This window comes from Rhodoferax sp. GW821-FHT02C08 (genome assembly GCF_059421805.1).
In genome coordinates this window covers 64,192-76,973 of record NZ_JBWKVR010000007.1, presented here as the reverse complement: position 1 = coordinate 76,973, position 12,782 = coordinate 64,192, and the positions used below count along the sequence as shown (strand labels likewise).

At 61.3% G+C, this 12,782-nt stretch carries 9 protein-coding genes; 1 reads left to right on the top strand and 8 read right to left on the bottom strand.

The features are described from left to right. Positions 1 to 2: 2 nt before the first annotated feature. The 4 genes from AC07VY_RS10845 to AC07VY_RS10830 all read right to left on the bottom strand — a co-directional run bounded on the left by AC07VY_RS10845 (position 3) and on the right by AC07VY_RS10830 (position 4,909). Positions 3 to 827 carry a prepilin peptidase gene (locus tag AC07VY_RS10845; protein ID WP_495097491.1) on the bottom strand — a complete coding sequence of 275 codons (825 nt, stop codon included), beginning with the start codon at positions 825 to 827 and terminating at the stop codon, positions 3 to 5. Positions 828 to 844: 17 nt separating this feature from the next. Continuing rightward, a complete protein-coding gene (locus AC07VY_RS10840) occupies positions 845 to 2,062 on the bottom strand; it encodes a type II secretion system F family protein (RefSeq protein ID WP_495097492.1) in 1,218 nt (405 codons plus the stop codon). 35 nt (positions 2,063 to 2,097) lie between these two features. Further along, positions 2,098 to 3,831, bottom strand: a complete 1,734-nt coding sequence (pilB, locus tag AC07VY_RS10835; protein WP_495097493.1) for a type IV-A pilus assembly ATPase PilB — start codon at positions 3,829 to 3,831, stop codon at positions 2,098 to 2,100. 82 nt (positions 3,832 to 3,913) lie between these two features. Then, a complete protein-coding gene (locus AC07VY_RS10830; protein WP_495097548.1) occupies positions 3,914 to 4,909 on the bottom strand; it encodes an RluA family pseudouridine synthase in 996 nt (331 codons plus the stop codon). Positions 4,910 to 5,466: 557 nt separating this feature from the next. Between AC07VY_RS10830 and AC07VY_RS10825 the strand changes: the two genes are divergently transcribed. Then, positions 5,467 to 8,511 (top strand): Rne/Rng family ribonuclease, encoded by a 3,045-nt coding sequence (locus AC07VY_RS10825; RefSeq protein WP_495097494.1) that lies wholly within the window; start codon positions 5,467 to 5,469, stop codon positions 8,509 to 8,511. A 184-nt stretch (positions 8,512 to 8,695) separates the two neighbouring features. Here the strand turns inward: AC07VY_RS10825 and AC07VY_RS10820 are convergent, their stop codons facing one another. From AC07VY_RS10820 to hemC, 4 genes are read right to left on the bottom strand one after another with little or no spacing between them, the layout of a single operon-like run. After that, positions 8,696 to 9,970, bottom strand: coding sequence for a heme biosynthesis HemY N-terminal domain-containing protein (locus tag AC07VY_RS10820; protein ID WP_495097495.1), 1,275 nt, complete (start codon positions 9,968 to 9,970; stop codon positions 8,696 to 8,698). Between the two features lie 2 nt (positions 9,971 to 9,972). Continuing rightward, on the bottom strand, positions 9,973 to 11,016 hold the full coding sequence (locus tag AC07VY_RS10815; RefSeq protein WP_495097496.1) for a uroporphyrinogen-III C-methyltransferase: 1,044 nt from the start codon (positions 11,014 to 11,016) through the stop codon (positions 9,973 to 9,975). Next, the gene (locus tag AC07VY_RS10810) at positions 11,013 to 11,819 is read right to left on the bottom strand and encodes a uroporphyrinogen-III synthase (RefSeq protein ID WP_495097497.1); all 807 of its coding nucleotides are present in this window, start codon (positions 11,817 to 11,819) and stop codon (positions 11,013 to 11,015) included. Before AC07VY_RS10810 ends, AC07VY_RS10815 begins: the two co-directional genes overlap by 4 nt. After that, a complete protein-coding gene (hemC, locus tag AC07VY_RS10805; protein WP_495097498.1) occupies positions 11,816 to 12,739 on the bottom strand; it encodes a hydroxymethylbilane synthase in 924 nt (307 codons plus the stop codon). Before hemC ends, AC07VY_RS10810 begins: the two co-directional genes overlap by 4 nt. Between the last annotated feature and the right edge of the window lie 43 nt (positions 12,740 to 12,782).

Sequence of the window (12,782 nt, the reverse complement as noted above, 5' to 3'; positions counted from 1 at the left end):
TTCTACAAGCCGACAAAATGCAAAATGGCTTCGGGCCCGAAGACCATGGCGGTCAAGCCGGCGCCGGCCAGAAATGGTCCGAAAGGTATGTAGCCACCTTCGCGCAGACCGGTACTGAATTTCATGGCAATGCCAATCACTGCACCGATTGCCGAGGCCATCAGAACCATGGGCACCAGTGCCTCCCAGCCAAACCAGGCGCCTAGCGCAGCGAACAGCTTGAAGTCCCCATAGCCCATGCCTTCCTTGCCTGTCAGTAGCTTGAAGATCCAGTAGATGCTCCAGAGGGACAAGTAGCCGGCTACGGCTCCCCATAGCGAAGCGAACATGGGCACGGACGTCCAATGCAGAGACGACGCAATCAAGCCGGCCCAGACCAGGGGCAGGGTGATGCTGTCGGGCAAAAGCGTGGTGTCCCAGTCGATCAGTGCCAGCGTCAACAAAGCTGCGGCAAAACCGCTCCATGCTAGCCCCGTGACGGAGGCCCCCCAATGCCAGAAGCAGAAAAAGAAAAGACCGCTGCTAGCCATTTCCACCAGGGGGTAGCGAGGGCTGATCGGCGCTTTGCAGGCGGAGCAGCGGCCGCGCAGGCATGCATAGCTGAGTACCGGCACATTTTCAAACCAGCGTATCTTGTGCGCGCAGTGCGGGCAGCGCGAACGGGGAACCAGTAAGTTCAGAGGTTCTGCCGCGGGCGGCTCCTGGCCCTGCATGTCGGCGTATTCTTGCGCCCAGCTCTGCTCCATCATCTTGGGCAGGCGGTGCACCACCACATTCAGAAAACTACCCAGTAACAAGCCCAGAATGCCACCGATCAAGGCGACCATGGTTTGAAATTCCGGCATTAAACGACTTGGCCCAGCTTGAAGATAGGCAGGTACATGGACACCACAATGCCGCCAATCAAGGTACCCAGGAACACGATGATGATGGGCTCCATCAGGCTGGAAAGACCGGCGACCATGTCGTCCACCTCGGCTTCATAAAAGTCTGCAGCCTTACCCAGCATATGGTCGATGGAGCCGGACTCTTCGCCAATTGAGCACATTTGCAGCACCATGGACGGGAAGATGTGTGCATTCGTCATGGCCACCGTCAGACTGGTGCCGGTAGAGACTTCCTGCTGGATTTTGCCGGTGGCGATTTCAAATACCGAGTTGCCAGATGCGCCACCCACAGAGTCCAGCGCCTCCACCAAAGGTACGCCTGCTGCGAACATGGTGGATAGGGTGCGTGTCCAGCGCGCAATGCAGGACTTCTCAATCAGAGCGCCGAACACTGGAACCCGTAACAAAACGCGGTCCATGAAATGTTGCATTTTTTCGTTGCGACGCCACGCCTGCATGAAAAAGTAACCGCCGCCGCCAATGCCACCGAATATCAGCCACCAATACTTGACGAAAAATTCGCTCATGGCGATCACGAACAAGGTCGGCGCAGGCAGATTGGCGCCAAAGCTGCTGAAGACCTCCTTGAATGCGGGGATCACAAATATCATGATCACCGCCACCACCACAAATGCCACCACCACCACCGATGCGGGGTACATCAGAGCGGATTTGATTTTGGACTTGATGGCCTCGGTCTTTTCCATGTAGACCGCCAGCCGGTCCAGCAAGGATTCCAAAATACCAGCGGCTTCACCTGCTTCCACCAGGTTGCAGTACAGGCTGTCAAAGTACATGGGAAACTTGCGAAACGCGGCACTCAGAGAGCTACCGGTTTCCACGTCCATGCGCACATCGTTCAGTAGTTTGGTGACGCTGGCGTTCGCGTTGCCACGACCTACGATGTCAAAGGCCTGTAGCAGCGGCACGCCGGCCTTCATCATGGTCGCTAGCTGTCGCGTGAAGATCGCAATATCTTTGGGCTTGATGGACTTGCCCGACCGCATCTTGCGCTTTTTGATCTTGGTCGGGAAAACACCTTGGCGCCGCAAGGATGCCTGCACCTGGTTTTCACCCGCGGCGCGTGTTTCGCCACGGACTTGTTTTCCGTTGCGGTCTTTGCCTTCCCATTCGAAGACAAACTCCTTTACGTCTCTGGGCGATGCAGTTGCCATGGAATGTCTTGGGCCTCTAGGTGGGTCTTATGGGTCTACTCATTGCTCACGGCGAGCACTTCTTCCAAGGAAGTCAGTCCGAGCTTAACTTTATACAGTCCTGCCTGACGCAGCGAGCGGACGCCTTCTGCCTTGGCTTGCTCTGCTATATCCATGGCACTGCCGTCACGAAGAATAATGCGCTGAATTTCGTCTGAAATCGGCATGACCTGGTAGATGCCAACGCGGCCCTTGTAGCCGTTGTTGCAGGCATTGCAGCCTACAGGTCCGTAAGGTTTCCAGGAGCCATCTAGTTCGTGCTCCTCAAAACCCGATTCCAGCATTGTTTTACGTGGAATGTCGATCACTGCCTTGCAGTTTACGCACAGGCGGCGGGCCAGGCGCTGCGCAGTGATCAGAATCACGCTGGACGCAATATTGAACGGCGCAATGCCCATGTTGCGCATACGCGTCAGGGTGGTGGGGGCGTCGTTGGTGTGCAAGGTGGACAGCACCAAGTGGCCGGTTTGTGCGGCCTTGATGGAGATGTCGGCCGTTTCCAAGTCCCGGATTTCGCCGACCATGATGATGTCTGGATCCTGGCGCAGAAAGGACTTCAGTGCCACGGCGAAGGTGAGGCCTGCCTTGTCATTTACGTTGACCTGGTTCACTCCGGGCAGGTTGATTTCCGAGGGGTCTTCCGCGGTGGCGATATTTACGCCCGGCTTGTTGAGCAGATTCAAAAATGTATAGAGCGACACGGTCTTGCCCGAGCCTGTAGGCCCGGTCACCAGCACCATGCCATAAGGGCGGCCGATTGCAGTCAGCACACGCTCTTTTTCTTCCGGCTCATAGCCCAAGGCATCAATGCCTAGTTTGGCGCTGCTTGGGTCCAGAATCCGGATCACGATCTTTTCGCCGAACAGCGTAGGCAGTGTGCTGACACGGAAGTCAATCACGCGGTCGGGGCCGACCTTGAGTTTCATCTTGCCATCTTGCGGCACCCGTTTTTCAGAGATGTCCAGCCGGGAGATCACCTTGATGCGGGAGGCCAGCTTGTCCTTGATGGCGACTGGCGGCGACGCAATTTCACGCAGTTCACCGTCGATGCGGAAGCGGACGCGGTAGTTGTGTTCATAGGGCTCGAAGTGCAGGTCGGATGCGCGCATGCCAAAGGCATCCAGCAGCATCTTGTGCAAAAACTTCACCACCGGCGCATCTTCCACATCCGATGTGTTGATTTCGGCTGCTTCAACTGCCGGTCCCATGGCGGTATCGTCAAAGTCAAAATCGTTGCCGATGATGGAGTCCATCGCCTCGCTGGCTGTCATGGAGTTGGCTTCCACCAGGCGCGACAGCTTGTCGTACTCGGCAATGATCCAGTCCACCCCGAGCTGGGTGGAGAATTTGATTTTTTCTGCGGCTTCCTGGTCGGATGGGTCGGCCGTTGCCACGATCAGGCGGTTGTTGCGCTTGCTCAGTACCACCACACGGTAGGCTTGACAGATCTTGGCGTCTAGCAGGTCCTTGGGCAGCCTGTCGCGGTCTACTGCATCCATGTCCAGCAAGGGCGCAGCAAATGCGGTAGACATGGTGTGTGCCAAGTCCGAGGGTGATACTGCGCCTGCCGCCATTAACTCGGCGATAAAGCTGTTGCGGTTGGCTTGGGCCTTGCGGAATATGTCTTCTGCCGCCTTTTGTGCCAACTTTCCGGCGGAGATCAAAACCCTCCCCAAGCCAGGGAGTGCTACGGTAGATGCTTCTTTATTGAACGGTTCGACAGCGGCCATAAGACCAAAATGTAGCAGGTAGCGGAAGATGGACGCATCATCGGTGAATTGCCGACCGATGTAAACGCCGTAGCCGACTGGTTCAGCTACCGCTGTGCGCGGCTGGTGAGGGCAAGAATTGCTGCAATTCTTCAGGCAGTGCCGCTGTCAGGGCCAGGTTTTCCGTCTTGGCAGGATGCTTTAGCTGCAGACGCCATGCATGCAGGAACATGCGCTTGAGGCCCTTCTTGGCCAAATTCTTATTGACGCCGAAATCACCGTATTTGTCGTCTCCAGCAATCGGGAACCCCTCGCTGGCCAGGTGTACACGGATCTGGTGGGTGCGGCCGGTTTTGATGGTGACCTCCAGCAGGCTGAATCCGTCGAAGTGCTGGGCCACTCTGACCAAGGTCAGTGAGCGCATGCCGTCCGGGTCATCTTTGGCCACCACCTTGACTCGCCGTTCACCGTTGGGCAGTAGATATTTGTGTAAAGATTTGTCCAGTATCTTTTTGTTGCTCGGCCAGTGTCCGATCACCAGGGCCAAATAGGTTTTGCCGGTTTCTCGCTCCCGGAACTGGTCCTGCACGTTTTTCAGGGCGCTGCGCTTTTTTGCCAGCAGCAGAATGCCGGACGTTTCCCGGTCTAGCCTGTGCACCAGTTCCAGAAAGACGGCTTGGGGTCGGGCTTTGCGTAGTTGTTCGATGACTCCGAAACTGACGCCGCTGCCACCGTGCACGGCCACGCCGGCAGGTTTATCTATAGCTAGCAGATGTTCGTCTTCCCACAGGATGGGAAATTCGCGAGCTGGAGCATGGGTTTCCATGGCCAGGGCTTTTTCGGCGGCACGTTCGGATACGCGGGTTGGGGGCAATCGCACAACGTCGCCGTCGGCAATCCGCGTATCTGCTGCGGCCCGGCCCTTGTTGACCCGCACTTCACCGCTGCGGATGATGCGATAAATATGGGTTTTAGGTACGCCTTTGAGATGGCGCACCAGGAAATTGTCGAGTCTTTGGCCCGCGTCTTCTGCGTCCACTGTAATGAATTTGACTTCGAGCATGGGGGGGGCTGTGTTAGCACCTATAATATTTTTCACCAGCGTTGTGTCGTAAGTGCTTGATTCACCACAGTTTAGAGCACAACACCGACAGCGCTGCGAGGTCGATGCCACCCGAGGCGATCTGCCGCCAGCCCGTGCGAGTCTTGCGCCGGTGGCGGCAAGCGGTCTTGGGAGGGGCTGACGCAATGGAAATACGGATACGGAATACCCCAACTTGTCGACCTGTGCCCGTGCTTTATGCCTGGGGCGCAGGTTGCTCAACGGATCGAAACGAGAATTCTTGTGTTGATGGTGATGGTTCAAACCCTCTGGCGGTGGCTCATAGCCCCGGCCTTTGGCGTGGAATCGCCTGTAGCGCACGCACAATATGCGCAACCAGCTATAAATTTAATAGCTTCTCAGCCCATCTTCCCCCTCGCTTTCGTCCACCAGCCCCCTCTGTCACCCTGTAAGTCAACGCTTACCTAGTGCAGTCATGTCGGTAATTCCGCTTGTTTCCATGCGTCTGTTCAGGCATCAAAGGCTCGGTTTGAGCCATATTGAATTGAACAACAGTTCTGGACCCTCTGTGGTCCAGTCAAAGGAAACGCACCATGAAACGGATGCTGATTAATGCAACGCAGTCGGAAGAACGTCGGCTAGCGATTGTGGACGGGCAGAAACTGCTCGACTACGAAATTGAAATCGAAGGGCGCGAGCAGCGCAAGGGCAATATATACAAGGCCGTCGTCACCCGCGTCGAGCCTTCGCTGGAAGCCTGCTTTGTGGACTACGGTGAAGATCGCCACGGTTTTCTGCCTTTCAAGGAAATCTCCAAGCAATATTTCACACAAGGCGTTCCGGTCAATCAGGCGCGCATCAGTGATGTGATCCGCGAAGGCCAGGAGCTGCTGGTTCAGGTCGAAAAAGAAGAGCGCGGCAACAAGGGCGCGGCCCTGACCACTTTTGTGTCGTTGGCCGGCCGCTACGTGGTGCTGATGCCCAACAACCCGCGTGGCGGTGGCGTTAGCCGCCGTATCGAGGGCGAAGACCGCGCAGAGCTCAAAGAAAACATGGACCAGTTGGAATACCCCAACGGCATGTCCATCATCGCGCGTACCGCCGGTATCGGCCGCAGCGCCCCAGAGTTGCAATGGGACTTGAACTACCTGCTCAAGCTGTGGACCGCGATTGACGGCGCAGGCAAGGGCGGCAAGGGCGCTTTCCTGATTTACCAGGAATCCAGCCTGGTGATTCGCGCCATTCGCGACTACTTCAACCACGACATCGGCGACATTCTGATCGATACCGACGACGTGTACGAGCAGGCCCAGCAGTTCATGGCCCACGTGATGCCCGAGCATGCTGCCCGCGTAAAGCGCTACCGTGACGATGCACCGCTGTTCAGCCGCTTCCAGATCGAACACCAGATCGAATCGGCCTACGCCCGCACCGTGCAACTGCCAAGCGGTGGCGCCATCGTGATCGACCACACCGAAGCCCTGGTGTCGGTGGACGTGAACTCGGCCCGCTCCATCCGTGGCGGCGACATCGAAGAAACCGCCACCCGCACCAACCTGGAAGCCGCCGAAGAAGTGGCGCGCCAGATGCGTTTGCGCGATTTGGGCGGCCTGATCGTGATCGACTTTATCGACATGGAAGAAAGCCGCAACCGCCGCGACGTGGAAAATCGCCTGCGTGATGCGCTGCGCCAGGACCGCGCGCGTGTGCAGTTCGGCACCATCAGCAAGTTCGGCCTGATGGAAATGAGCCGCCAGCGCCTGCGCCCGGCGCTGAGCGAAGGCGCTTCGATTCCTTGCCCGCGCTGTGGCGGTTCCGGCCATATCCGCGACACCGAAAGCTCGGCATTGCAGATTCTGCGCATCATCCAGGAAGAGTCGCTGAAGGACAACACCGCCTCGGTGATGTGCCAGGTGCCCGTCGATGTAGCTTCGTTCCTATTGAACGAGAAGCGCACCGAAATCGCCAAGATCGAACTGAAACAGCGCATCAACGTGCTGATGGTGCCCAACAAGACGTTGGAAACACCGAACTACAGGCTGGAACGCTTGAAGCATGATGACCCACGTCTGGACCACATCGAAGCCAGTTACAAGATGGCCGATGAGATCGATGACGCCACCTCGGTGACGCGCCGCTCGCAGGAACCCACCAACAAGCAAACGCCGGTGATCAAGGGCGTGTTGCCAGACGCACCCGCGCCAGTGGCCGTGCCCAAGGCGGTTGTGCCCCAGCCTGCCCCTGTGGCTCCAGTAGCTGCACCCGTGGCAGCGCCTGTGGAAAAGGGTTTCTTTGGTTGGCTGAAGGGCTTGTTTGGTGCCGCTCCCGCGCCGGTGGTAGCACCTGTGGTCGTCGCTCCAGCCCCTGCACCAGTGACAGCAAAGACCGAAGAGCGCCGTGAAGGTCGTGGCCCACGTGGCGAAGGCGCAAATCGCGGTGGCCGTGGCGGCCGCCGTGATGAGTCTCCTGAAGGTCGTAGCGAAGGCCAGGGCCGTAATGGCCGCGGCCCGCGCAATAGCGAAGGCCGTGATGGCCAGGAAGCCCGCACTGAGCGCGCTCCGCGCAACGGCGCCGAGCGTGCTGAACGCAGCGATGCAGCCCCGCGTACCGAAGGTGCTGCGGACGGCGCAGCCCGCGGTGGTCGTGGCGGCCGTGGTCGTGGTGAGCGCCAAGGCCCGCGTGAGCGTGTCGATGCCGATGTGCAGGCGCTCCAGGCGCCAGCAGCAGAAGGCGTGAGCCTGGACGCAGCCGTAGTTACCGAGCAGCCCGGCCAGGAGCCCCGTGCTCCCCGCCAGGCAGGTGAGCGCGGTGAGCGTGGCCCACGTGGCCGTGGCGGTCGCGGTAACCGGGAAGAGACTGGCCGTGAACGCCAGGAACCGCGTGCTGAAGCGGGTGAAGCACCTGTGGCAGAAGCTGCAGTCGATGCAGGCCGTCCTGGCCGTGCGCCGCGTGAGTCGTCGCGTATGGACCGCGAGCCGGTCGAGCGCCCAGAGCGTCCGTCCTACTTCGCTGCCGCCAAGCCGGCGGCAGAAGAAGGCGATGCCACGATTGCACCCGTATCTGCATCCGCGCAGACGGAAGAGCCCCGTCCAGAGGGCGAGGAGCCGCAGCGCCGCGAGAAGCGTTCCCGCGACCGTTACGGCCGTGACCGCAAGGACCGTGTACCGCGTGACCTATCCGCAGAGCCCACTGCTTTTGTGCCCAACCCGGTAGAGCCACAGGCCCAATCGCTGGTCGAGCGTGCAGTGGCCCCGGCTGCCAGCCTAGTGGCTGCCCCTGCCGTAGCAGAAGCTGCTTCCGTTGAAGTTGCGGTGGCGGTACCTGTGGCTGTGGAGCTGCAGCAAGCGGTTGTTGTGCCAGTGGCTGCGGCACCGGCTGCGGTGGGCAAAAAGGCCTTGCCCGCAATGCCAGCGTTCTCCTTGCCGACCGCTGATTTGGTGGCGCTGGCGCAGAACTCCGGCCTGGAATGGGTTGGCAGCAACCCGGACCGTGTGGCTGCCGTGCAGGCTGCGATTGCCGCTGAGCCTGTACAGGTTCATGTGCCACGTGAACGTCCGCCTGTGGTCGAGCTCTCTAACGAGCCCTTGGTGTTGGTGGAGACCAAGCGCGATCTGCGCAATATGGATCTGCCCTTCTAAGCCTAGGCTTTATACCCTCTAAAAATGGACCTTCGGGTCCATTTTTTTTGCCTCTGCTTCGGCGGCGCATGGGGCCATGGCTGGAAGGGTTGGCGCGCGGCTGTGCCAGTACCAGGTGGCCAGTTGTCGGTCGGATATGTGTGAAAGGGGTGAGGGGCCGGGTCTGCCCCTCATCAGGCGGCTGTTACAGCGTAGCCGCCTGCCGGTAGGCGTCTTGTGCGGCGCTGCTGTCGCCGCGTTGTTCGGCGAGTACGGCCATGGCGCGCCAGGCACTGCGGCGCAGGCCGGCATCGTCCAGCTTGTGGATGGACTGGTTCAACAGTTGCTGGGCCTTGCCCCAAAGCTGGTGGCGCAGGCAGGCCATGCCTGCCAGGTACTGTAGATTCGGGTCGCGTGGGTTGTGCTGCTGCGCGGCTTCCACGCGATTCAGCCAGCCTAGATCCAGCGCGCTGTCCACTTGCGAGAATCCGCTTTCGATGGCGCGTATTAGTTTGATGGCGTGGCTGTGCGTTTGCTCGGGCTGGGCGATGAACTGCTCCCAGATGGGCAGCAACCACTGCCGGGCCAGGCCTACGTCGCCTTGCAGTTGCACCAGGCGCTGGGCGGCATGCACGGCAACGTCGGGTATCAGCTGCTCTGTGGTTTCCAGCTGGGCCCAGGCGCGCTGCAACTGGGCTGGGTCGTGGGCGGCATTCACCAGCTCCAGTGCCAGGCCACGCAGAATGCTTTGTGCCGCTGATGCTGAGAAGGCGCGGTGCTTGGCCAGCAAGCGGGCGGTTTCCAGTGCCGGCAGGGTTTGGCGGGCCAGGCGCGCGGCCTTGAGCCGGATGCGCAGGGCCAGGGTGCGGCGCGCGGCGCCCAGTGACAGGGCATCCAGCCATTGCAGCGCGGCATCGGCGTCACGGTCTTCCAGTGCCCAGCGGGCTGCGCGCAGTTGCACGCCTTCGCGGGTTTCTTGGGCGTCGCGGTGGGCTGTGTTCTCCAGTGCCAGTTGCAGATGCTTGTCGCGGGTGGAAGCGTCTTGCAGCGCCTGGGCACTTTCGGCGGTGACCAGGTGGGACAGGGCGCGCAGTTTTTCGGCATGGGCCAGGGCGTGGCCACTGTCCAGCAGGGCTTTTTCCTGGCGCAGCGCGGCTTCGGCGGCCTTGCGGGCGCGCAGAAAGCGGCCGGCGAGCATGTGCGAGAAAGCGTCCAGCAGGGCGGTATGGGTGGCACGTTCGCGTTGTTGCAAACGCCAGCGTTGGGCCTGTTGGGGCATGGCGAACAGCGCGGACAGTGCCTTCAGGGCCAGATGCAGCACGGTAAAGCTGGCCGCGATCAATAGCAGCAGTAGGTTCAGTGATATGTCTACCCGGTACGGCGGCCAGTACACGGTCACCGTGCCCTGGTTATTACCTGCCAGCAGGGCGATGGCCACGGCCACCGCAAACAGGGTCAGCAGCCAGATGATTGCGCGCATGCTCAGTGCCCTGCCGCTGCGGTGGCCAGGGCCGCCAAGGTTTCATTGACCTGGGGCAGTTCGGCGGTTTTCATCTGGCCTTGCACCTGTTGCAACAGGCCGGCCATGGACTGGGTTTTGCGCGATGCCGGGTCGAAATATTTGTTCAGTGCCATATTGGCGGCGGCCAGATCGGCGCGGGCCGACTCCATCTGCCGGGCCAGCAGGCCCAAGCGGGCATTCAGCAGCTTGAGCTTGAGGTTCTCGCGCAGGAAAAAGGTTTGCTCGGGCGATAGCAGGGCGGCTTCTGGCTGCTCGATTCGGCTGACGCGCACCAGCTTGCGGGCTTCCTGGTAGACCACATTCAGCCAGCGCTGCCACCACTGCGTAGCGGCAGGATCTGCGGCTTGGGCGGTACTGCTGACCGGACTGCTGGTGGCGACGGCGTTGATGGCGGGCAGCTCATCTACCTGGCGTACCAGTTCGTCCAGCTTCACCAGCAGGCCGGGTGTGTCGGTGGTGTTGGCGGATTTGATGCGTTCCGTGTCATGGGCGATGGCGCGCTGCAAGGGGGCCAGGCGTGGATGGGCGGCGCGCGAGACGCGGTCGTCGGCGGTTTTCAGGGCGGCTAGCAGGGGTTCGGTGCTGCCGGTCAGTTGGGCCTGCTGCTGGGCCAGGCGCACGGCGGATTCAATGTCCACCACCAGGTTCTCGTCGCGTGAACGCGACAGGCTCTGCATCAAGTCTTCCAGCTGGCTGCGCTGCAGACTGGTTTCGCTGACGCGGGCGTCGGTGACAGCCTGGTGGGCGGCGGTTTCACGGGCCAGATCCTGGGCCTGGCGGGCAATGGTACGGGCCTCTAGGGACTGGGTGCCAGCGTCCGCGCTTTGGCGGGCCAGGTGTTCCTGGATGTTGACCAGCTTCTGCCATAGCAGGCCGCTGCTCAGCAAGGCCCCGAGGGCTACGCCACCCACGATCAGCACGAGGGCGCGCGAACCTTTGGCGGGGGCCGGCGCAGTGGGAGCGGCGGTTACAGGGATGGGTTCTGAGGGCAGCTCGGCATTCATGCCTGCGATTCTATCGAGGCCACTATGGCATTCAATGTCGGACTGGTTTCCTCTACCGTGGCAAAGCCCGCCTGGCGCGCTGCCTGGGCGATACGGGGGTGGGTGGCCAGTGCGCGCGCCGTACCAAAACAGGCGGGCGGCAGCAGGGCTTGCAGATGGGTTACGGCCTCGGAGCTGCTGAACAGCCATACCGAGCCATCGCCGCAGGCCTGCTGTGCCAGTGCGATCTGTGCGGGGCTGAAGTCTGGTGCCCGCCGCTCATAGGCCACCACGGTATCGACCTGCGCGCCAGCGGCTGCCAATTGCTCGCTGAGCCAGCTGCGGCCTGCACTTTCCCCGGTATGGTCGCTGCCGCGCACGACCAGCACCCGGCTGCCCGCATGCACACTGGGCGCCACGACCTGCCACAGGGCTTCGGAGTCGAACTGGCTGGCCGACGCATCCGGTGCATCGATCTGGTGGAGGGCCAGGCCCGCCTGGCGCAAGGCGTTGACGGTTCCCGGGCCCGTGGCCCATGCTCTTGTTTTAATAGCTGGCGGCACTGGTTCTATCTGCGCTAGAGCCTTGTTGGATGCATAAAAATGGCGCACTGCATTGGCGCTCACAAACATGGCGGCTTGGTAGCTGGCCAACTCTTTCCAGGCCGTGTGTACCGGCTGCAGCTGGGTGGCGGCGGCGATCTCGATCAGTGGCAGTGCGTCGGCCTGCAGGCCGTGGGCTTGTAGATCGCGCACCCAGCGCTGCGCGTCCTGCGCGGGCCGGGTAACGATGACGCGGGGCAGCGGTTCCGTAGGCCGCCTCAATGTGCGCCGCCGGCGCGTAGCTGGGCCGCGACCTGTTCACCCAGGGCGGTGGCACTGGCCAGATCGTTCACAGGGGCTTGTAACTCGCTGGTAACCAGCGGTGCAGGCCGTTCGGCGTCGCCCCAGGCGGCGGCAATGTGCAGCTCAGTGCCCTGCCAGGTGGCAAATGCTGCCAGCGGCATGGAGCAGCTGCCACCCAGGCTGCGGCTGACGGCGCGCTCTGCCGCTACGGCCTGCCAGGTGGGCATATGGGCCAGCGGCGCCAAGGCGGCCAGTAGGTCGTTGCGGTCGGCCCGAATCTCGATGCCCAGGGCGCCTTGGCCGGCGGCGGGAAGCATGGTGCCGGGCGCAAAGCGTTGGCGTATGCGTTCGGCCAGGCCCAGGCGTACCAGGCCGGCACTGGCCAGCACGATGGCGTCGAACTGGCCTTCGTCGAGCTTGCGCAGTCGGGTGTCCAGGTTGCCACGCAGGGGCTCGATCCGCAGATCGGGGCGCAGCGCGCGCAGCAGTACGGTGCGGCGCAGGCTGGAAGTGCCCACCACGCCGCCCTGCGGTACTTCGTCCAGGCTGGTGTAGCGGGGGGATACCAGGGCGTCGCTGGGGTCTTCGCGTTCCAGCACGCAAGCCAGGCAGAAGCCGGTGGGCAGCTCCATGGGCACGTCTTTGAGTGAATGCACGGCGATGTCGGCGCGGCCTTCTTCCAGGGCGATCTCCAGCTCCTTGACGAACAGGCCTTTGCCGCCGACCTTGCTCAGCGAACGGTCCAGGATCTGGTCGCCCCGGGTGGTCATACCCAGCAGGCTGACCTGGTGGCCGCGTTGTTCCAGCAGGGCTTTGACGTGTTCCGCCTGCCACAAAGCCAGGCGGCTTTCACGTGTAGCGATGACGATGTGCAGGGGGGAAGTAGGGGAGTGGCTCAAACCGGTAACCTGTTGGTAATTTTTGGAGGCGATTGGCGTCGTT